General features: G+C 44.8%; 20 protein-coding genes and 1 pseudogene. 14 read left to right on the top strand and 7 right to left on the bottom strand.

Annotated features, from left to right (window positions below):
* A pseudogene (locus CUN85_RS13700) lies at positions 1-115 on the top strand (IS1 family transposase); the annotation flags it as partial.
* Entirely contained in the window at positions 91-570 is a 480-nt protein-coding gene (locus CUN85_RS04540) for a hypothetical protein (protein ID WP_235856196.1), read from the top strand. The pseudogene CUN85_RS13700 and the gene CUN85_RS04540, both read left to right, overlap by 25 nt.
* A 31-nt stretch (positions 571-601) precedes the next feature.
* Here the strand turns inward: CUN85_RS04540 and CUN85_RS04535 are convergent, their stop codons facing one another.
* Positions 602-1,078 carry a PEF-CTERM sorting domain-containing protein gene (locus tag CUN85_RS04535; protein WP_135389120.1) on the bottom strand — a complete coding sequence of 159 codons (477 nt, stop codon included), beginning with the start codon at positions 1,076-1,078 and terminating at the stop codon, positions 602-604.
* Positions 1,079-1,397: 319 nt separating this feature from the next.
* On the opposite strand from CUN85_RS04535, the gene CUN85_RS04530 reads away from it, so the two are divergent.
* Together CUN85_RS04530 and ftsA are read left to right on the top strand one after the other, a co-directional pair.
* Positions 1,398-3,512 carry a thioredoxin domain-containing protein gene (locus CUN85_RS04530; RefSeq protein ID WP_135389119.1) on the top strand — a complete coding sequence of 705 codons (2,115 nt, stop codon included), beginning with the start codon at positions 1,398-1,400 and terminating at the stop codon, positions 3,510-3,512.
* A gap of 38 nt (positions 3,513-3,550) precedes the next feature.
* Positions 3,551-4,903, top strand: a complete 1,353-nt coding sequence (gene ftsA / locus CUN85_RS04525) for a coenzyme F390 synthetase (protein ID WP_135389118.1) — start codon at positions 3,551-3,553, stop codon at positions 4,901-4,903.
* Between the two features lie 2 nt (positions 4,904-4,905).
* Here the strand turns inward: ftsA and CUN85_RS04520 are convergent, their stop codons facing one another.
* The 3 genes from CUN85_RS04520 to CUN85_RS04510 form a co-directional block, all read right to left on the bottom strand.
* Positions 4,906-5,328: a hypothetical protein gene (locus tag CUN85_RS04520; RefSeq protein ID WP_135389117.1), complete on the bottom strand. Its 423-nt coding sequence runs from the start codon at positions 5,326-5,328 to the stop codon at positions 4,906-4,908.
* A 101-nt stretch (positions 5,329-5,429) separates the two neighbouring features.
* On the bottom strand, positions 5,430-6,128 hold the full coding sequence (locus tag CUN85_RS04515) for an RAD55 family ATPase (protein WP_135389116.1): 699 nt from the start codon (positions 6,126-6,128) through the stop codon (positions 5,430-5,432).
* 40 nt (positions 6,129-6,168) lie between these two features.
* A complete protein-coding gene (locus tag CUN85_RS04510) occupies positions 6,169-7,851 on the bottom strand; it encodes a DUF835 domain-containing protein (RefSeq protein WP_135389115.1) in 1,683 nt (560 codons plus the stop codon).
* A 178-nt stretch (positions 7,852-8,029) separates the two neighbouring features.
* Here CUN85_RS04510 and CUN85_RS04505 point away from each other — a divergent pair, with 178 nt between their 5' ends.
* The 5 genes from CUN85_RS04505 (at position 8,030) to truD (ending at position 12,595) form a co-directional block, all read left to right on the top strand.
* Positions 8,030-8,755 (top strand): DUF434 domain-containing protein, encoded by a 726-nt coding sequence (locus tag CUN85_RS04505; RefSeq protein ID WP_135389114.1) that lies wholly within the window; start codon positions 8,030-8,032, stop codon positions 8,753-8,755.
* Positions 8,749-9,657: a tetrahydromethanopterin:alpha-L-glutamate ligase gene (gene mptN / locus CUN85_RS04500; protein WP_135389113.1), complete on the top strand. Its 909-nt coding sequence runs from the start codon at positions 8,749-8,751 to the stop codon at positions 9,655-9,657. Before CUN85_RS04505 ends, mptN begins: the two co-directional genes overlap by 7 nt.
* 40 nt (positions 9,658-9,697) lie before the next feature.
* The gene (gene pth2, locus CUN85_RS04495) at positions 9,698-10,045 is read left to right on the top strand and encodes a peptidyl-tRNA hydrolase Pth2 (RefSeq protein WP_135389112.1); all 348 of its coding nucleotides are present in this window, start codon (positions 9,698-9,700) and stop codon (positions 10,043-10,045) included.
* A 92-nt stretch (positions 10,046-10,137) separates the two neighbouring features.
* Positions 10,138-11,274, top strand: coding sequence for a transglutaminase-like domain-containing protein (locus CUN85_RS04490; RefSeq protein ID WP_167848787.1), 1,137 nt, complete (start codon positions 10,138-10,140; stop codon positions 11,272-11,274).
* A 4-nt stretch (positions 11,275-11,278) separates the two neighbouring features.
* Complete coding sequence (truD, locus tag CUN85_RS04485) at positions 11,279-12,595, top strand: tRNA pseudouridine(13) synthase TruD (protein WP_135389110.1); 1,317 nt, start codon at positions 11,279-11,281, stop codon at positions 12,593-12,595.
* A 30-nt stretch (positions 12,596-12,625) separates the two neighbouring features.
* Here truD and pyrG read toward each other — a convergent pair whose 3' ends face one another.
* The 3 genes from pyrG to CUN85_RS04470 are packed head-to-tail and all read right to left on the bottom strand — an operon-like array spanning position 12,626 to position 15,121.
* A complete protein-coding gene (gene pyrG / locus CUN85_RS04480; RefSeq protein WP_135389109.1) occupies positions 12,626-14,206 on the bottom strand; it encodes a glutamine hydrolyzing CTP synthase in 1,581 nt (526 codons plus the stop codon).
* Between the two features lie 21 nt (positions 14,207-14,227).
* Positions 14,228-14,908, bottom strand: a complete 681-nt coding sequence (locus CUN85_RS04475; RefSeq protein ID WP_135389108.1) for a DUF7524 family protein — start codon at positions 14,906-14,908, stop codon at positions 14,228-14,230.
* Between the two features lie 18 nt (positions 14,909-14,926).
* Positions 14,927-15,121: a methytransferase partner Trm112 gene (locus CUN85_RS04470; protein ID WP_235856195.1), complete on the bottom strand. Its 195-nt coding sequence runs from the start codon at positions 15,119-15,121 to the stop codon at positions 14,927-14,929.
* A gap of 169 nt (positions 15,122-15,290) precedes the next feature.
* On the opposite strand from CUN85_RS04470, the gene CUN85_RS04465 reads away from it, so the two are divergent.
* The 5 genes from CUN85_RS04465 to CUN85_RS04445 all read left to right on the top strand — a co-directional run bounded on the left by CUN85_RS04465 (position 15,291) and on the right by CUN85_RS04445 (position 20,764).
* Positions 15,291-16,229, top strand: a complete 939-nt coding sequence (locus CUN85_RS04465; RefSeq protein WP_135389107.1) for a nucleoside recognition domain-containing protein — start codon at positions 15,291-15,293, stop codon at positions 16,227-16,229.
* Positions 16,230-16,567: 338 nt separating this feature from the next.
* Positions 16,568-16,924 (top strand): response regulator, encoded by a 357-nt coding sequence (locus CUN85_RS04460; RefSeq protein ID WP_135389106.1) that lies wholly within the window; start codon positions 16,568-16,570, stop codon positions 16,922-16,924.
* Positions 16,925-18,022, top strand: a complete 1,098-nt coding sequence (locus CUN85_RS04455) for a protein-glutamate methylesterase/protein-glutamine glutaminase (RefSeq protein ID WP_135389105.1) — start codon at positions 16,925-16,927, stop codon at positions 18,020-18,022.
* 63 nt (positions 18,023-18,085) lie between these two features.
* Positions 18,086-20,131, top strand: a complete 2,046-nt coding sequence (locus tag CUN85_RS04450; RefSeq protein ID WP_135389104.1) for a chemotaxis protein CheA — start codon at positions 18,086-18,088, stop codon at positions 20,129-20,131.
* Between the two features lie 18 nt (positions 20,132-20,149).
* Positions 20,150-20,764 carry a chemotaxis protein CheC gene (locus CUN85_RS04445; protein WP_135389103.1) on the top strand — a complete coding sequence of 205 codons (615 nt, stop codon included), beginning with the start codon at positions 20,150-20,152 and terminating at the stop codon, positions 20,762-20,764.

Here is a 20,764-nt window from a genome sequence, read left to right as displayed (position 1 = left end):
TAAAGATGGTGTAAAGCACAAAAGAACACCTGCTCAGCAATCAGGGATTGCTGAGAAGAAGTGGACTTTGAGAGAACTCTTGAAATTCAAGTGTTCAAAAACGCCAACCAATTAATACAGGACTACCAGAAAATGTACTGGGTAGAAATGGAAATGGAACAGATGGGGACATGGGAGGGCCGTCTGGAAATGATGGATGAGAACCTTGAAGCACTTGAGATATTATCCCACGATTCTGACAAACACGGCTCAATTGTAGAGAAATGGCTAAGGAAAGCAGCCATTGCAATTCCGGAAGACACTCCGAAAGGCCTCCCAAAACACATATTTGATTTTGAAGGACTGACATCGCAGGAGATCTTCAGCAAGATAGTAAAATATGAGATCCTTGCCATGAATGCTTACAAGGATATGAAAAACGCTGATTCGGATGTCATCATAACATTGTTTGAGGATGAGAATGACAGAACAGAATTCCTTGAAGATCTCGGGCAACTGATAAAGGATGAGGAAAAGCACACAAGCATCTGTAACAAACAGATCGGCGGATATATGAAAATTAAGTATTGAACCGTATTTAACGGTTCAACGTATGTTTTGATTATCTACGCCTGAAGATAAAGGCCAGACCTATAATTGCAAGCATTGGGAGTGCAATTGTTGGGAATTCAGGGATTTCCTCGGGTCCCGGACATGGCTCATTATTGTCAGAGTTATTCCCGTTATCTCCTTCTTCATTCCCTTCTTCAATATTTCCGCCTTCATCTACTTTTTCTTCTTCCTTTTCTTCTTGTTCTTCTTCCTCTGGCTGTTCAGGAGCAGACATTGAACTGCCAGCTAGTTTGGCGCTGCCGCCCATTCCCACGAGAGGCAACTCTTCTTCAGGCTCATCTTCCTTTGTAACATTCTGCTCATCCAATGGCCCGGAATCCTGTTCTTCCTGAGCAGGACCATCATCAACATTTCCGCCATCCACTGCACCGATATCCGGGGCAGGCGTATCGTCATTCATCAGGCCGCTCACTAAAAGAACGGATGCGAATAACAGAACTGGTATTATAATTAAACGTCTATCCATTTCGTACCACCTGTGATTAAATAGAAATTCAAATTCTAAACTTTCTTACTAAATTGAGTTACACACATGCATTATATATACTTTTTTCTAATATTTTAGATGATAATAATGATTATGATGATGATTCATCAGCTCATAAGAACCTGCCATATCATTATAGAACCAGATCAACGAGCACTTATAAATAACAGGATAAATACAGTAAATAGGGTGGGACATATCTTAAAACAAAGACCGAACAGATAATCTTTGAACTTTACAGTGCGATCCTTAATGACATTTTTACAGTTAACCGTAGATTTCACTGGGACGTGATAAATTGCAGGAAAAGAGAACAGAGCCGGAAGAGAGAAAGGCTAACAGGCTTATACAGGAAAAAAGCCCATATCTTCTCCAACATGCATACAACCCGGTGGATTGGTACCCCTGGGGAGAAGAAGCCTTCATGAAAGCAGAGACTGAAGATAAACCGATTTTCCTTTCAATTGGATACTCAACCTGTCATTGGTGCCATGTCATGGAAAAGGAATCCTTTGAGAATGAGGAAGTTGCACTCCTTATGAATGAGGTCTTCGTTCCCGTCAAAGTAGACCGGGAAGAGAGGCCTGATATCGACAGCACATATATGTCAGTATGTCAGGCGCTCACAGGGCGCGGAGGGTGGCCTCTTACCATCATTATGACACCCGAAAAGAAACCATTTCTTGCCACAACATATATTCCAAGGGATAGCAGGCTTGGCACTACCGGCATGCTTGAACTTGTACCCATGGTAAAGAAGATGTGGGCGCAGAAACGGGACGAACTTGTGTCCAACGCGGAGGAGATAGTTTCAGCTATATCAGAGGCATCCGGAAAATCAGGAGAAGATGCCCTGGACAGAAATGTACTTGACAAATGCTTCAGACAACTCCGTGATAATTTTGATCAGGTAAATGGTGGGTTCGGTAATGCACCTAAGTTTCCGACGCCCCACCACCTGACATTCCTGCTTCGCTACTGGAAAAGGACGGGCGATAAGGATGCGCTTGCAATGGTTGAGAAGACACTTCATGCAATGCGGCGGGGTGGAATATATGATCATATAGGATTCGGTTTTCACCGGTATTCCACTGACGCTCGCTGGATAGTACCTCATTTTGAAAAAATGCTATATGATCAGGCACTTATCGCCATCGCTTGCACAGAAGCATTTCAGGCAACCCATGATAAGAGGTATAGAGAAGTTACCCGGGAGATATTCAGCTATGTGACCCGGGATATGCTTGCGCCGGAAGGTGGATTTTACTCTGCAGAGGATGCTGACAGTGAAGGTGAGGAAGGAAAGTTCTACGTATGGACAGGGGCTGAACTTGAGAGCGTATTAGGGGATGACGAAGCTGAGTTGATAAAACAATTGTTCAGCACCAGTCCGGAGGGTAATTTCAGGGATGAAGCTACCGGGACCAGCACAGGGACAAATATACTTTACCAGAAGAAAGATCTGAGAGAGATGGCTGCAGAGAGTGACAGGGATCCTGATCAGTTGAGCACTGAATATGAAAGGATCAGAGAAAAATTGTTCAACTATCGTGAAAAGCGTATTCATCCGGCAAAAGATGATAAGATACTGACAGACTGGAATGGCCTGATGATAGTAGCTCTTTGCAAAGCATCCGCAGCATTTGGAGATAAGGAGTATGCCGAACTTGCCTGCAGGGCAGCTGATTTTATCCTTTCTGAAATGAAAAGCCCCGATGGCAGTCTCTATCACAGGTACAGAGGAGGAGAGGCTGCTGTAGAAGCGTTCCTGGAAGACTATGCTTTTTTCATATGGGGACTTACCGAACTCTACGAGACTACATTCGAAACGCAGTATCTGAAGCATGCACTGGAACTTAACAGACATCTGACAGAGCATTTCCGGGATGAGTATAATGGAGGATTCTTCCACACAGCTGACTATTCTGAATTCCTGCTGTTCCGGAACAAGGAAGTATATGACGGGGCCAGCCCTTCCGGTAACTCGGTATGTGCCCTCAACCTGTTGCAGCTGGGACGCGTGACAGCCGATGCTGATCTTGAGAACATGGCCTACGAAATATTCAATACCTTTGCAAAACAGGTCATGAGGGTACCTCTGGGATACACACAGCTTCTCTGCGCACTGGACTTTGCCGTCGGCCCTTCCAGAGAGATTGTAATAGTGGGAGAAACGGGAAACAAAGGAACAGAGGATCTAGCTTCCTGCATCAATCAGGATTTCCTTCCCAATAAGATAATAGTGTTCAAGCCCCCGGAAAGAGGTTCCGGGATCGAGGAGATTGCAGGATATGTCAGTGATATGACAATGAAAGACGCAAAAGCAACTGCCTATATCTGTGAGAACTATAACTGCAACCTGCCTGCCAATAACAGGGAAGACATATATAAACAGTTAAAAACTTATAATTGAAAGGAAATTGTGAACTTTTATCCGGGACTGGTAGAAAAATGCGAACAGAAAGCTATTATAATGCTGATATAGAAACAATGGAAAGAGGAGAACTTGACGATCTTGTGGAAGAGAGGATCAGGTACACTGTTGATTATGCAGCCAAAAACTCCCTTTTTTACAAAAAATGGTTCCGTGATAATAACATAAAACCATCTGATATAAGATCCCATGAGGACCTGCTGAGCCTGCCCATAATATCCGGGAAAACCATAAGGGAGAACCAGCCACCTGTGACAGAGGACTTCGGCCTCAGGTCGGTTGACTGGGAGGATGTGTTCACGATACATGAGACCAGCGGGACCAGCGGAACTCCCAAATCATTCTTCCTGACATGGGATGACTGGGAGCGCTATGCAGAAAAATATGCACGGAGTTTTGTTTCTCAGGGATTCGGTCCGGGAGACAGGACGGTCATATGTGCATCCTATGGCATGAACGTCGGTGCCAATACAATGACACTGGCAGCCAGGAACATTGGAATGACCATTGTACCGTTCGGGAAATGTACGTTCCCTCCCAGAATCATGAACTCCTATAAGCCCACATCCATAGTCGGAAGTGTCTTCAAACTGATACATCTTGCCAAAAGGATGAAGCAACAGGGCATGGAACCCTCCGAATCAAGCATCAAGAGGCTTGTTGTCGGAGGGGAGAGTTTCCCGGAGGAAGCCCGCAGCTATGTTTCGGAACTATGGGGTTGCGATGTGCTCAACACATACGGAAGCACTGAAGGCACCATGTGCGGAGAATGCTCCTATATAGATGGATTACACGTTCCCGAAGACCTCACACACCTGGATGTCTACGACCCTCATATGAAGGATTTCGTAAAGGATGGGGAATGCGGGCGGATCGTGCTGACAACACTTTTGCCGGTCGGTGCCAGATGCGGGACATTGTTACTCAATTATGACACAGAAGATACCACAGTAGTGATAACAAGAAAAAAATGTGCATGTGGAAGAACTCACATGAAGATCCTGAACCCCCAGAGGGAAGCTGAAACTTTCTGGGTAGCAGAGACTCCTTTCAACCGAGTTGATATTGAAAAAGGAGTATTCCAGCGAGAGAATATGGAATATCTAACCGGGGAATATGAAGCTTTTCTGTATGGAGGAGACGAGGACGATACTACATTAAGGGTCAGCATGGAGTGTGAAGATGTGGACAGATGTGACAGGGATATCATTGAAGAGAATTTCATGGGATCTTTCTTCCGGTTCAAGAAAGGGCTGGAAGATGCTTATATCCAGGGAAACCTCGATCTCCTTTTCAACTATGTGGGTCCCGGGGAACTTGAGCTTTATAAAATAAAAGGCCGTCCTAAAAGGATCGTTGACCGGAGATAGTTTCATATAAGTGTGATCTGCTGCCAGATATGAAGGTATATCAACACACCACCAGTAAATGTCAGTATCCAGACAACAAGGGTGATTCTCATCCATTTGTAAGGATTACCCAGGAATTTCAAATTTCCATTTAAAGCCATGTTGATGTAGACTGCAAGCAGGAAGACTGTCAGTCCTCCCAGGTGATGTATCCATATAAGTGCTCCCAAAACAGTTCCCCCGATATTCAACCTGAGTAAAGATGACATTGGAGCAGTCATGAAGATCATGACAGATATCAACTGCAACACAACAGCAAGGTTCACAATTTTGCAGTGCCTGTCAATTTGCCTCCCTGATACTGAACGTACTGCAAATATCATCATCAGAAGTAACAGGAATTGAATAACAATACTTACAAAACCCATGCTGTCTGCCAATGCCATCGGTCACACCTCTGGAAGATACACTCCTGCAGTACGTTAGTGAAAAATATGTCTGATTAGATCAAGGGAGCAGAAATATAAATGGTTTTGGATGGACCTGCTCAGAAATTCCCTTTATACACCTTCAGACCATGATCGGACACCGTTAATATCCATGGTTCCATACTGTGAGCAGTAGCACGCATTTTTCTTATACGCATATATCTGTTAGCCACACTGCCTTTGAAATGCAATCCGAGTTCGATTATACCATCTGCAAGGTAACCTTCAGCACCGGTTGCAGAGTCATTCATACCAGAATATTTATCCTCTTCAAGTATTATGAAAGTAGTAAGGCCCTCACGCCTGAATGTTTCCACCATCCTGTACATTCTTTTACGCAATTCCTTTGCCTCAATGTCGATCAGCGAGTAAAGGGCACCAAGGGAATCGATTACAAGGCAGGTGCATTTATTTTCCGTGTTCCTCCTGAAATCCAGAATATTCTGTTCAAGGAGTTTTAGCAGGTCTTCTGGAAAATCACTATAGGTGATCCTGTAATCACTGAAATCGGAAATATGCAGTTTTCTGGATAGTTTTATTCCCATACTTTGCATATTCCTGAGATGGTTCTCTTTGCCCTGTTCAAGCGTTACATATAACCCATACTCATCCGCTTCTTCCAGGTAGTTAGATAATACCTGAAAAGTAAAACCGGATTTTAAGGTGCCTGCAGCTCCGGTCACAAGTACGACACTGCCCTTGGGAATATCGGTCTCGAAAACCTCGTTCAATCCATGTATAGTGTCTACAAATCTCATTGTTCCTGCCTGTATATTAAAAATACCTATATTCCTGTTTTCAGTTAAGGCTTTGTTTGCCATCGCCTGACACAAACCCTTTTTTCAGCAATCTCATCCATCTTTTTAACATATGGAATTGTTTTTTATCAAGTGTTCCGGGATCGACCATAAGTATCAGCCTGGAATCAGATGCCATAATCGTATCATTGACCTGTTCGATCAGTTTGATAACGGAAATAAAATCATTGTCCAGAAGCAGGTATTCCAGGCCATCCATCAAAATCGCCCCGTCATTCACCTTGTTGATGAAATCAGATATAGTGGGATGTATCCTGAAGAGTTCTGCCGGGTCCATAGTTTGCTGGCTTCGATTCTTGTTCTTGCTCAGCCACAAGAAAGGAGTCCTGGAAAGACCATACTTCACACGGATATTTTCAGGGTTATTCCGTGTGATACAGAGGCCCGGTTTTCCCTGTTTGACCAGATATGAAAAGACAGAATAAGCGTCCCCCTTCTCAGAACAGTCCACAAGATACATGAAACCTGGTTCCAGCTCAGATCCGTTTTCCATAACATCTTCGTGAACATCCTCTGTCAAAGGTGTAATGAAAAGTCCACGCAACTCTGATCGGTCCTGCATTGTTATGACCAGGTTATTTTCATCGCCGTTACCCGCTACAACAGATGTTGATACGTTCATGGGGATCTTTTCACCTGTCCCTTTTATAAAAACAAATTCAATATCCTTTACATCCCTGAAATCAAGATGGTCTTTTCCATCCATAATGGAACTGACAGGCCTGCCAACCAGATTGTTAAGCTCCCTGCCAAGGAGATTAGTTGCGTTATTATTGACCGTCAAAATGTTTCTGTTGCTGTCCAGAGAAAGCATTGCGATAGGAGAAGCCTTCAGCAGGTTATCAAGATATTCATTCGCTCTTCTTATCTTTTCCTCGGCCTTCTTTCTTTCCGTGACATCAGTACCCGATATCAATACGCTGTTCACATGGCCGTTACTGACCATAGGAACAATGTTATTCCAGCTGATTATCCTTTCCTCTCCATTTCGGTTTAGCACAGGACTTTCGAAATAACTCTCATGATCGCTTTCTCCTGATAAGGACTTGCCGAACAGGTCCCTGAATGCCTGGCGTGCAGAAGCAGGTATATAATTGTCGAACCAGTCGGTACCTGTTATTTCCTCTTCTGTATAACCAAGGAGTTCATACCCCTTCTTACTCATGAGTCTGACATTGCCGGCCTCATCCAGTACAAGGAGCACAACAGCTGCAAGGTCCAGGTAAAGGTTTGCCTGATCACGCTGGTTTATCAGGTCATCATGTAATTGTTTTATCCTGAGGAGTGAACTGACCCTTGTGTTGAGCTCGATCCTGTCAAGAGGTTTAGTCAAAAAGTCATCGGCACCTGCCCTGATCCCAATGATCCTGTCTTCTGTCCCGGACAGGGCTGTCACCATAACAATAGGTATGAACCGGGTATCTTCTGAACTTTTGAGCATTTCGCAGACTTTATAGCCTGTTATATCAGGCATCATGATATCGAGAAGGATTATATCGGGATTATGTTCTTCAACCTTTGCAAGAGCCTCCATTCCTCCGAAAGCGGTAATGATATCATATTCGTTCAGCAGATAGGCCTCAAGCAGTTTGACGTTCACCGGTTCGTCATCGACAATGAGCACTTTTCCCTTTTTTCCGTCTTCCATGGTCTGATCACTCATTCGGCAAGAATACTTCGTCCATTGTATAATAGTCCATTATTCTCTTTCAATGTAAGATATATAATTAAAGCATATAAATATTATAGTAGATGCTATATATGGAAAACGGGAGTGAACTGCAGATCTTCGATAATGGCATATATCCGCAACATGACTATATACAAGAGGCTGAGCCGGTATGACTGACAGGAGGAGAAATCAGGAAAAGGAACTGATGGAGGCTGCAGAAGATATCCGTTACCTGCTTGGAAAAGGATATCCAAAGAACAGTACAGTCAGATTCGTGTGCAATCACCATCTGCTGGAAGAACAGCAGAGATCCATACTTTCAAGGAATGTCCTTGCACCGTCCATTGCATCTTCCCGCCGGAATAAGAGACTTGCATGTAATGATCTTAAAGGCCGGCACATTGTCATCGACGGGTATAACGTGTTGATAACCCTGGAGAGTTACCTGAAGGATGAGTGCATGTGGAAAGGGGATGATGGCTTCATCAGGGATAACAGGGGAGTGTTCAATAAGCATGTCAATGATGAGACAACATACAAAGCCGTGGATATGATGCTGACAATGCTGATGACCCATGAGGCAGGTTCGATAACTGTACTGCTGGACCGGCAGATGAGCAAGAGCGGAGAACTTGCCACTTTTATAAGACAAAGGATCGATGAGGGCCTGCTCCATGGAAATGTGTTCACATCAGGCACAGTCGACTATGAACTTAAAAAAGCAACCTTTGATTTAATTGTAGCTACAGCGGATAGTGTGATAATCGATGTGGTGGAACATGTGGTCGACATACCTGCTTGTGTGCTAGCCGCAGAGGAGAGCAATAAACTATATCTTCATTCATTGATACCTGATAATGATCACAATACTGAAGGAAAAAGAGAAGAATGGTAAAAATGGGAATCGCCGTAACAGATCCTGATGACTGGACTGCCGGGGCATTTATTAAAGCTGCAAGGAACAAAGGTATACAAGCACAGGCAGTCGACCTTAGACAGGCTGAGGCTGACATTTGTAACAATTCTGCATACAATGCAGGGAGTCTGAATCTGGGGGAACTTGATGTACTCATTGTCCGTGATATGGGTATTGGAAAAAATGACGCAGTAACTTTCCGTTATGACATGCTCCGCCAGCTTGAGATGGAAGGTGTAGCTATTGTTAACTCACCTGCAGCTATCCAGGATGCTGCAAATAAATATCACTGCTCGTACCTGTTCTCAAGGGCAGGGCTACCAATTCCCCAAACAAAGGTTGTACAGGATGCCGGAACTGCCATGGACACCCTCGGACATTTCAGGGATGCTGTGATGAAACCGGTTTTTGGTTACAAGGGTATCGGAATATCCCGGATAAAGGACGGTGAGATCGTCAGACCCGACGGGACTTCCGGGGGAAAGGATGTTGAATGGCTGGTAAGGTCGGTACTTGAAGAGAAGGGGATAGTACTCGTACAGGAATTCATTGAGAACTCAGGCCAGGACATACGGGCATTTGTGGTTGACGGGGAAGTAGTGGGTTCTATCTACCGGGAAGCCGCTGAAGGCTGGTGGTTGAACAATCTCAGTCAGGGAGGAAGCCCCGCAAGGTGTACGCTCAGTAATGAACAGGAAAGTATCTGCATTAGAGCATCCGAAGCGATAGGCACTGTTTTTGCAGGTGTCGATGTTATCGATGGTCCAGAAGGTCCAAGAGTGCTGGAGATCAACGCAACGCCATCCGGAGCCGGCATTTATACTGCATGGAAAGTCGATGTGACAGGACATATTATAGATGCTGTTCTAAAACTCCTCTAAGTGCCAAATGTAAAATACCTGAAAAACGATGGTATACCAGATGAGTGAATATAAACAGTGCATAATAATCAGGGACGACCTGAAGTTGTCAAAGGGAAAGCTTGCCGTCCAGGTTGCTCATGCTGCGGTATCTGCCGCCGAATGGGCTGACAGGTCCACCCTGGAGAAATGGAAGGAGGGCGGTCAGAAGAAAGTGGTTCTGCGTGTTGCAAACACCCAGGGACTATTTGAGCTTAAAGAGATAGCAAGAAGGCAGAACATAGCTACTGCACTTATCCAGGATGCAGGACTCACCGAAATAAAACCCGGCACCATAACCGTCCTTGGTATAGGGCCTGCAAAAGAAGAGGAACTTGACAGGATAACAGGCAATCTTAAACTGCTTTAAGGATAATGTAAAATAATGAACAGGTCCTATCAGGGATTAATATGAAATATCCGCAAAAACAGTATATTACACCCATAGTTCTTCTCCTGATAATGAGTTCGCTTTTAACAACTGGATGCGTTTCAGGACCCATTCAGGATGTCAGGGAACTGTTGTCACCTTCCACTGCCACTTTGCTGCAGGCCGAGACTGTTTATGAGCTGGATCCTTTAAGGCTGACTGTCCCTGTTACACCCGGCCAGGCACCTTACACACTTGAGAACAGACCCTCTGCCAGTGCTACCTATGCACCGGGTTTTGAAGTTGCAAGCAGTTATTTTTACTATTCAGGCTTTTACGAAGGTACCGAAGGAGTAACGAGTATCCACGTGAAGAACCTTGGCGACAATACGATCTTTGTCTATGATTTCGGACTTTTGCGGACCATCAATGATGAGTGGCACGGACAGGACACCAGTATTACCATACTGCCGGGTGAAGAAAAGATGATCGGCCACATATCTTTCAATATCCCTGAGAACACAGAAGAGATCACACTGAAAGCAGGGTTATCAATGATGGTCAGGACATCTTCCGGGAAGTGGTACGATTACCAGAGACAGTATTTTGATGAGTTCACGGTGGAAATTGAACAGCAGCCTATGGCTCAGGAAACTCCTTACATTTATAATCCCGTCAACATATTCGAGAAAGTGGAAGGGAAGATCACCCCATACGATATTGAAGTCCGAAAAATGGCAGCTGTGTCTGCAAAGAAATATCCGGGACAATACAATATCTACCAGCTATGCTCCCTGTTCGATGACACGAGGGACAACATACAGTACATCAGTGATCCAAGAGGCAGGGATATGTGGTCCACACCCCGCGATACACTGAGGGTTGGTGCCGGCGACTGCGATGACTATGCTATCCTGCTGGCATCACTTGTCGAATCCATCGGAGGGACCGCCAGGATATATATGACGGACACGCATGCCTTTGCCGCTGTATACGCAGGAGAAGTGGACAACATAGAGAATGTCATAGAAGCCATACAATACTATTATGGACCTTTACCCGTATACTACACAAGCGATGAATATGGTTGCTGGCTCATGATGGACCCGACTTCAAGCGTATATATCGGAGGGCTTCCGGGAGGTACCGCACCTGTTGAAGGCGGATGGACTTTTTTGAACACTTCGCAGGTAACAGTTATAGACATCGCACCCCAGGATGAGGAATAAGAGAATGGATATACCAGCCGTGGAAAAGCAGATCGGTATCGATCTTTACTGCACATCGGTTCCTGGCCTGGGAGGCCAGCTCCGGCAGGAAATTGACGATTTTATAGTTAAAGAGATAAGTAATCGTGAGGAAGGAGATTCAGGTAAACATCTGATAATCGAACTAACCAAGATCAACTGGGATATGCACCACCTTATAAGGGATATTTCCCGGAAACTGGGCATTAGCCAGAAGCGTATAAGTTTTGCCGGAACGAAGGATAAGAGAGCAAAGACCACACAGAAGATCAGTATCTATGACATTGGCGAAAAGGATATTGAGAATTTCTATATGAAAGATGTGGAACTCAGGGTGCTCGGAAGATCTAAAAGGTCCGTTGAGCTTGGAGATCTTTTCGGGAATGAGTTCGTGATCACTATCAGGAACATAGAGCATGGCCCGGAAGAACTAATCTCGCTTCTCACAACTATCGCAGAGGAGATCAGGGCCTATGGAGGAGTTCCCAACTTCTTCGGGATACAGCGTTTTGGTGCCATCAGGCCCGTAACCCATCTTGTGGGTGAGCAGATCCTCAAAGGTGATTTTGAAAAAGCAGCACTCATTTATATTGCAAAGTCATTTCCGGACGAGCCCGGGGATGTAAGGGAAGTGCGTGAGAAGGTGTGGGAAAGCAGGGACTTCGCAGAGGGACTAAAACTGTATCCTCTGCGCCTGAGGTATGAAAGGGCTATGATGCATTACCTTGTGGAGAATCCCGGAGACTTTAAAGGCTCCTTCGGCGTGCTTGCCAGAAACATAAGCAAGATGTTCGTACATGCGTACCAGTCATACAATTTCAACAGGATAATTTGCAATCGTATAGGGAACGGATTACCTCTTGACGCTGCAGTATCCGGGGACATCGTCTGTTTTAAGAACAAGGAAGGCCTGCCTGATGTTAAAAGAACTCAGCAGGTCACCGACGAGAATGTCGGCGGCATGAATAACCTGATCAGAAGGAAAAGAGCTTTCGTGACCGCCCCGCTGATCGGCTATGGGACAGAACTGGCATCCGGAGAACCAGGAAGAATAGAAAGTGATATTTTTGCTGAAATGAATATTCCGCCGGAAAGCTTCAAAGTACCTGATATGCCCGATATGGCTTCAAAGGGACTTCGCAGGGAGATATTGCTTCATTGTGAACCTTCCTTCCAGGTGGACCGGGACGAACTCAATCCCGGGAAAAGCAAAATTATCCTCGATTTCCCCCTTCCGAAAGGATGCTATGCAACAACGGTTCTCAGGGAATACATGAAAGTGGAACCAATGAAAATGAGTTAGGGACAATTTGTCTCATTTTGTAGTATTCCCTCAGGATATCATTGCCTGTATGAATGCCTTGAACGGTGGTGAAGGGCGACCTGGCCTTGACTTGAACTCAGGGTGGAACTGGGATGCGAAGAAGAACTTTTTACCGGGTATCTCTGCAATTTCCATCCTGTTCCGGTTCTTTCCTGAGAATACCATCCCTTTTGCCTCGATCCTGTCAACAAAATTCGGATTGACCTCATATCTGTGCCTGTGACGTTCGATTATCCTGGAACATCCGTATATTGTCTCGGCAAGTGTACATGATTTCAGGTCCGCCTCATAATCCCCCAGGCGCATGGTCGCACCCATGTCCACTATGTTTTCCTGTTCCGGGAGCAAATCTATAACCGGGTATGGCGTGTTCTCGTCGAATTCCGAACTATTTGCATTCTCCAGGCCTGCGACATTCCGCGCAAACTCGATCACACAGAGTTGCATTCCCAGACAGAGCCCCAGATAGGGGATATCATTCTCACGGGCATACCTGATGGCCATGATCTTTCCCTCAATTCCCCTTTCACCGAAACCACCCGGCACTAGTATCCCGTCGTACTTTGAAAGCGCTTCCACGGAAGATGGGTCGCTCTCAAATGATTCGGAATCGATCCAGCTGGTACAAAATTTCACACCACACTCGATGGCCGCATGTTTGATAGATGCACTGATACTGAGATAGGAATCCTCAAGGTGAGTATACTTTCCGACGATCCCGATATTGACGGTACCTTCGAGATTGTTCATCCTCTCCACCATTTCTGACCAGGAGTTGTCAATGGTATCGGAACTGAGGTCCATCAGTTTCATTACGTAACTGGTCAACCCCTCTTTCTCCATCATGAGAGGGACTTCGTAGATGTCATTTGCATCGTGAGCACTTATAACCGCTTCCTCAGGAACATCGCAGAACAGGGCTATCTTGGAGATAGTGTGTTCAATCAACGGTTCCTTGCATCTTGTAACGATCACATTGGGGGTCAGGCCAAGTTCCCTCAGGTCCTTTACAGAATGCTGAGTAGGCTTTGTCTTCTGGTCTCCCTGAGAATCAAGTGGCACAAGGGTCACATGTACAAAGACAATATCTTTCTTCGGCTCTTCCCTGTGCATCTGCCTGACAGCTTCCAGGAAAGGCATGCTTTCAATGTCACCGACTGTTCCGCCGACCTCTATAAGACAGATATCAGCACCGCTCTTTGCAGCAACCTTCCTTATGCGACCCTTGATCTCGTTTGTGATATGAGGTATTATCTGGACTGTCTTGCCAAGGTATTCACCCCTGCGTTCCTTTGCTATCACGGACTGGTATACTTTCCCGGTTGTCAGATTGTGCTCTCTTGTCAGTTCGGTATCCAGAAAACGCTCATAATTACCAAGGTCAAGGTCGACCTCACCTCCGTCCTTGAGTACGAATACCTCTCCATGCTGGAAAGGACTCATGGTGCCTGCATCAATATTAATATAAGGATCGATCTTGATGGCTGTGACCTTATATCCTTTGTTCTTCAGATTACGTCCGATGGAAGCGGTTGTTATTCCCTTACCCAGTCCGCTCATTACTCCGCCTGTTACAATAATATATTTCATATGATGCCTTACCTTGAATTATTACTTGAATATAGGAAGTTTGACCAATAGGAAAGCCATGAAAGAAGTTAAGAGTATAGAATAGAATACCGCCTGGTAAAATCCGAAAAAGAATCCAAAGTCAATGGAAATGAATATCATGGCCAGGATTGTGGCGCATACGATCATCAAAAAGACAGACATCAGATAAAGGGACTTTGAAGATGCCATCTCAAATGTCGATTCCAGCATCTGCAATGATATCTTCGGCAGATGTGTGCCCCATTCATTCCTGCGTGAGGTGCCGGAGGAAGAAATCATTTTAGGGCTTTTGTTAGGAATTGACAAGGACTCATCCACATCTACCACGAAATTGGTTTCGTCGGGACCCGGAATACCTATATTGAGATTAAAACCTGCCTTTTTTGAACCATAGCCCACTGTCACAAAGACCTGACCTCTAGTATAGAGTCTTCCGGCATAGGATATCCTGACTATCAGCGGAACATATTCTTCGTGCCTAACATAAGGGTTGTCTTCAAGTACAGTAATGTTCTCAAGCAAAGAGTCGCTGACAGATAAACTCACATGCGTAGGAGCACCATAATTTATCATCACAAGCTCAAAGCTGCGTTCCTCGCCGGGAGATAAAGGTATTTCAACAGTATCATTCTCGAACTCTATCGAGTTAACTCCAAGCCTGCTGATATGTACCTGTTGCAATTAGATTTCCTCACTGGTTCATTCCCTGAGGTCAGGAGGAAGCATATTGGGAATGCCTTCCTCAATAGGATAGTATTCATTACAAACGGAACAATAGAGAGTCCCGGAAATGACCTCTTTTTCATCTTCCTTCTCAATGTTGAGGACAAGATCACCTTTACAGACAGGGCATGCAAGAATTTCCATCAGGTCCTTTTTCATCTTGATCACCATCTATCAATAGATTAACAAAATATAAGTTTTTGCTATTATAATTGATATTACAATCAATTAAGATACTACTTAATATTGTGCAGGCAAACACGTTCTTCGGAAGTCCTGCATATAAAGTTCTGTTCACGAAGATAAGGTTAATTTAGGTGCTGACCCGTAAAGATATGCTATGTTCCCGGTCTTGGTCAACGCACTTGAGTTTGCAGTCCCCGTACTGATCGTGATATTCATCGGGCTTTTTGGTACAGGTATCCTTATCGAGCTGGGACTGATGCAGAAATTGTCCAGGTTTGCAAGTCCTGTATTCAAATATACGAACCTGCCTGACACGTGTGCATCAGCATTCATCGTGGCCATGGGGTCGACTGTGGCTGCTAATAGCATGGTGGTCAATTTCAGGGATGGAGGGTGTATCGATGACAGGGAAACTATGTTATGTGCTTTGCTCAACAGCACACCTGCATATGTGAGGGAGATACTTACCTACCAGATACCTATAGTCCTCCCGGCACTTGGTGCTGTTGTAGGTGGTTTCTATGTGATGGTCTTCATACTGACCGCCATCGTGAAGATAAGTCTTGTAGTGATCCTCAGCAAGCTTTTCCTTAAGAAGAACCATTGTGTGTTCGAGGAAACTATTACCGAAAAGAGGGTTACGCTGAAAGAGGCAGTGAAAGGTTCCCTGAACCGGAACAGGAAACTGTTCTACAGGATCGTTATGATATACCTGGCAATGACGACCCTGGTATTCTATCTGGGGGACATAGGTGCATTCGAGGCCCTGAACGTATTACCTATTGCCGAGATGTTCGGTGTTCCCGTGGAAAGTATAGTACCCCTGACAAGTTATGTGGCAAGTCCTATTCTCGGGATATCCTTGCTGGGACCTATGATAAGCAGCAACGCCATTTCATACCACCAGGCAATGATCGTGCTAATGCTCGGAAGTATGTTCATGCTCCCGCTGTTCAGTTTCAGGTCACTGTTACCGCGATATATCTCGATTTTCGGACCACGCATTGGCATGCGTATAGTTGTATTCTCTACCGGAGTAAGTATGTTTGTCAGATTCTGCGTGCTGGTGATACTTCTTTTCATCCTGAAGTAAAAATATGTTATCCGATAAGCCCTTTTTTTTTGAAGTTTAGCTTTTAGGCACTAGTATTTTCTATTACATGTTACTGTATTTATTGACACCTTACATAAAATTAATTCTACTGTGAGTTTTAGCATAAATAAAAATCTGAACGAACGAGAGGATCGGGAAAAACATCTCCATTCAGGCAGAATACGAATCTGTAAGCAGTCTGGCATTAGAACACCGCGAACAATAAATTAATATAATATATTAACATCTATATAATTACGTGGATATAGAAACCACATAACGATCATATAATGTGCATTTGTTACATATATAGATAGATTAAGGGAGATACAAATAAAATGGCAAAAGTAATGATTGTGGACGACGCTGCTTTTATGCGTATGGTCATCAAGGACATCCTGAAAAAGAACGGACATGAGGTCGTAGCAGAATGTGTTGACGGATTGGATGCTGTTCAGAAATACCCGGATGTTAAACCTGAACTGGTATTCATGGATATAGTCATGCCAAATATGGAAGGTATCGACGCTCTTCAGAAAATAATGGAAATGGATCCTGCTGCAAAGGTAGTCATGTGTTCATCCATCGGACAGCAGTCCGTTGTTACAGATGCTCTCAAATGCGGAGCCCAGGATTTCATCGTGAAACCCTTTGATGCTGCGAAGGTGCTGGAAGTGCTTGGGAAAGTAATGTAAATGGCCATCAATGTTCTTGTTGTTGATGACTCGGCGCTCATGCGCAAAGTTATCTCAGATATTCTCTCAGAGGATGAGGAATTAAAAGTAATAGCAACAGCAAGAAACGGCCTTGATGCTGTAGAGAAAGTAGAAAGACTCCGGCCTGATGTGGTCACCCTTGATGTTGAAATGCCAACTCTTGACGGATTACACGCATTAGGATACATAATGAGTGAGTGCCCTACCCCTGTGGTAATGCTTACAGCCGTCGACGCAAGGTCTGCGGAAAGAACCTTAAACGCATTCGAATACGGAGCAGTTGATTTTATTCAGAAGCCTTCCGGAAATATCAGCCTGAACATCTCAGACATAGCCGACAGTATCCGCCTTAAAGTAAAAATGGCAGCAAAGGTGGATCTTAAAAAATTAGTGTTCATGGAAAAGCAGGTTAATCGATCAAAAGAGAATATCGGGATGAAAACGGAGAAAAAGCCTTTGAATAACCTGGGAAGCATGAAAAGGAAAAATCTGTCCCGGCAGAAGATACTTGCAATAGCTTCTTCCACAGGCGGACCACGTGCACTTGAACAGGTTGTACCTAAGCTCCCGGAAGATCTGAACATGCCTGTTGTCATAGTCCAGCATATGCCAGCTGGTTTTACGGCTTCACTTGCACAGAGGCTGGATGCACAATCCCGGCTAAAGGTTTGTGAAGCTAAGGATGGAGAAGTGATCAGCAACGGGGTTGTTTACCTGGCACCCGGTAACTACCATATGGAGTTAGTCCAGAAGAATATCAACGGAAGGAACTCGGAAGTAGTTTCCCTTAATCAGAGACCCCGTGAACAGGGAGTCAGGCCCTGCGCGAACATCCTTTTCAAATCACTTGTACCAATATACGGACAGAACATCCTGGCTGTAATCCTTACCGGGATGGGATCAGACGGAGCAGATGGTGCAGAGGAGATTAAAAAGGTTGGCGGGAGAGTAATAACCGAAGATGAGGGGTCATGTGTTGTTTATGGAATGCCAAAAGTCGCAGTTCAGCGTGGGCTCTCGGATAGTGTTGTATCTCTGGAAAAAATATCGGACGAAATAGTAATGACGCTGAAATAGTTGGGTGATCGGTAAATGTTAGTTTTTAGAACAGTGATCGGATTTATAGGTGCGTGATTTGACATGGATATGTCAGAATATAAAGATATATTTAAGGCAGAGTCTGAAGAACATTTGCAACAGTTGAATGATTCCCTTCTCGGGCTTGAACAGAATCCTAAGGAAATGGAATTCATCAACACGATGTTCCGCTCTGCACATACATTGAAGGGTATGTCAGCAACGATGGGATTCAGCACGATCGCAGAGTTGACCCATGAGATGGAGAACCTCATGGACATGGTCCGCAAATGCCAGGTCACTGTTAATGATTCGCTTATTGATATCCTCTTCGAATGTCTTGACACCCTTGAAGCTCTTGTAGAAAATGTCGATAACGAGAAAAATGTCAATATCTCCCACCTGCAGGCCACACTTACACAGGCTATGGAAGGCACGCTCTGTGCCGTAGAGAATATTACTGAAACGGCAAGTGAATTCTTAGCTGACAATGATCATGGAACTTTTTTTGAAGGGAATGTACCTGTTACTGAAATAAATGTACCTCAAATAGAGTTTTCAGCAGATGAAAATGCCTCCATTGAAAACGCGAAGCAAGACGCTTGCAATATTTCCTCACTTAAGGTAACACTGGACGAATCCTGTGTGCTGAGATCAGCAAGATCAACGCTTGTTCTTATCAATATCTCGAAGATCGGAAAGATCATCAAATGTATACCCTGTGAATCAGACCTTGAAGACGAGAAGTTCGACAGGCAATTCACAGTTATCTATTCCACAAAAGAAAGTGACGAAAAAATTGCAGATACTATAGGGAAGATAGCAGAAGTAAAAGATATAGCGATTACACCCCTGTACACATGTGATACTGAGAAGAGCGAAAACGCTTCGGATGAAAAAGGAACCTGCACTCCATCCGGACAGAACGGTCCTGCCGTCAGGAGATCTGATACAGTAAAGAGCATCCAGAGCGTCAGAGTGAACATTGAACGCCTGGACAGTCTCATGAACCTTGTGGGCGAGCTTATAATCAACAAGATCCGGCTCAACCAGCTTGCCTCCGACCTTAATGCAAAAGACCTGGATGAATCACTGGCCAATCTGGACCGGCTGACCAATGAGATACAGACAGAGGTAATGGAAGCCAGGATGGTACCCATTGACCAGGTGTTCAGCAGATTCCCGCGAATGGTCAGGGACCTTGCAAAATCGGAAAAAAAGCAGATCAACCTCATAATAGAAGGTAAAGAGATAGAACTTGACAGAACAGTCCTTGACGAGATCGGAGATCCACTTGTACATCTTTTACGTAACGCCGTGGACCATGGGATCGAAACCACGGAAGAACGCATCAAATTAGGGAAACCCGGTGCCGGATTTGTCGGGCTTTCCGCTTCAAGACAGAGGAACAGTATTCTCATCGAAGTAGAGGACGACGGAAAAGGCATGGAGCCGGCACATCTCAGGGATGTTGCAGTGAATAAGGGTATAATAAGCCGGGAGGAGGCGGACAAGCTGTCCGACCCCGAGGCCCTTAACCTGATATTTTATCCCGGATTTAGCGGAGCGCAGATGATCACCGATGTCTCGGGAAGAGGAGTCGGCATGGATGCTGTCAAAACCAAGATCGAAGCCCTGGGAGGAAGCGTTAAGGTCAGCTCAGTACCTGGCCAGGGAAGTTCCATCAAACTGCAACTTCCACTTACAGTAGCAATCATCCAGTCACTGATGGTCACAGTTGCGGATGAGACATATGCAATCCCACTTGCAAATGTGGTCAGAGATGTCGGAATAAAAACAAAGGACATCAAGACTATAGAAGGAAAAGAGGTAATAATGCTGCGTGGAGAAGTGCTTCCCCTGTTAAGACTTCATGATGTCCTTGGCTCTGTGCAGGAGAATGGGGAAAAAGAGAATCTCATAGTTGTCGTCGTGGAGAAGATGGGAACAAATATCGGATTTGTGGTTGACCAGCTTCTGGGTCAACAGGAAGTCATTATCAAGACACTCGACAACAAACTTTTGAAAAACACAAGAGGATTTGCCGGTGCTACTATCCTGGGAGATGGAAGTGTGGCGTTAATCCTTGATATTGCAACTTTGATATAATTATAATGAGGGTAAAATATGGCTGAAATGGACGAAATGACAAAAGGAGCATTCCAGGAAGCAGGAAATATAGGGATGGGCCATCTGGCAACCTCTCTCTCGAAAATGGTGAACCGGGAGGTAAAGATCGACATACCCAATGTGGAAATGCTCTCACTTGACGAAATAATTTCCAGGGCATCCCAGGGAAAACAAAAAAGCGTTGTAGGAATCCATCTGCACCTTTCAGGCGATGCCACCGGAGGAACGCTTATCTTATTACCAAAATTCTCCGCACTTTCCTTTTCCGACCTTCTACTGAAGAAACCCATCGGGACGACCACGAAGATCGAGGAAATGCAGGTCCGCAAGCTACGTGAAATGGGAGTCCGTCTTTGCAGTTCCTATATGCGTGTTGTTAATGAGTTCCTTGGAATAAACCTGAAAGTTGGCGACCCGACACTGGATGTGAATATGGAGGGAGTTGCTGATTTCATAAACAAGGAGATTGGAGATCTCGCTGATGAATTCATTGTTGTCAAAGGAGAATGCTTCATTCCTTCCACAAATTCCAGGAACGAATTCAATATGCTCTTCGAGCCCGAAGCAAGCGATGTGATCATGGCAGCAGTCATGAAAAAGATGATGGGATGA

This window comes from Methanolobus halotolerans (assembly GCF_004745425.1).
In the GTDB taxonomy this organism is placed as follows: domain Archaea; phylum Halobacteriota; class Methanosarcinia; order Methanosarcinales; family Methanosarcinaceae; genus Methanolobus; species Methanolobus halotolerans.
Note: the sequence above shows the minus strand (reverse complement) of the source record. Positions and strands in the feature narration are given on the sequence as shown.

Bases quoted from the DNA above. Each gene is read 5' to 3' on its own strand.
- CUN85_RS04535 (WP_135389120.1), bottom strand. From the start codon at position 1,078: ATGGATAGACGTTTAATTATAATACCAGTTCTGTTATTCGCATCCGTT.
- ftsA (WP_135389118.1), top strand. From the start codon at position 3,551: ATGCGAACAGAAAGCTATTATAATGCTGATATAGAAACAATGGAAAGA.
- CUN85_RS04520 (WP_135389117.1), bottom strand. From the start codon at position 5,328: ATGGCATTGGCAGACAGCATGGGTTTTGTAAGTATTGTTATTCAATTC.
- CUN85_RS04515 (WP_135389116.1), bottom strand. From the start codon at position 6,128: ATGAGATTTGTAGACACTATACATGGATTGAACGAGGTTTTCGAGACC.
- CUN85_RS04510 (WP_135389115.1), bottom strand. From the start codon at position 7,851: ATGAGTGATCAGACCATGGAAGACGGAAAAAAGGGAAAAGTGCTCATT.
- CUN85_RS04505 (WP_135389114.1), top strand. From the start codon at position 8,030: ATGACTGACAGGAGGAGAAATCAGGAAAAGGAACTGATGGAGGCTGCA.
- mptN (WP_135389113.1), top strand. From the start codon at position 8,749: ATGGTAAAAATGGGAATCGCCGTAACAGATCCTGATGACTGGACTGCC.
- pth2 (WP_135389112.1), top strand. From the start codon at position 9,698: ATGAGTGAATATAAACAGTGCATAATAATCAGGGACGACCTGAAGTTG.
- CUN85_RS04490 (WP_167848787.1), top strand. From the start codon at position 10,138: ATGAGTTCGCTTTTAACAACTGGATGCGTTTCAGGACCCATTCAGGAT.
- truD (WP_135389110.1), top strand. From the start codon at position 11,279: ATGGATATACCAGCCGTGGAAAAGCAGATCGGTATCGATCTTTACTGC.
- pyrG (WP_135389109.1), bottom strand. From the start codon at position 14,206: ATGAAATATATTATTGTAACAGGCGGAGTAATGAGCGGACTGGGTAAG.
- CUN85_RS04470 (WP_235856195.1), bottom strand. From the start codon at position 15,121: ATGGTGATCAAGATGAAAAAGGACCTGATGGAAATTCTTGCATGCCCT.
- CUN85_RS04465 (WP_135389107.1), top strand. From the start codon at position 15,291: ATGTTCCCGGTCTTGGTCAACGCACTTGAGTTTGCAGTCCCCGTACTG.
- CUN85_RS04460 (WP_135389106.1), top strand. From the start codon at position 16,568: ATGGCAAAAGTAATGATTGTGGACGACGCTGCTTTTATGCGTATGGTC.
- CUN85_RS04455 (WP_135389105.1), top strand. From the start codon at position 16,925: ATGGCCATCAATGTTCTTGTTGTTGATGACTCGGCGCTCATGCGCAAA.
- CUN85_RS04450 (WP_135389104.1), top strand. From the start codon at position 18,086: ATGGATATGTCAGAATATAAAGATATATTTAAGGCAGAGTCTGAAGAA.
- CUN85_RS04445 (WP_135389103.1), top strand. From the start codon at position 20,150: ATGGCTGAAATGGACGAAATGACAAAAGGAGCATTCCAGGAAGCAGGA.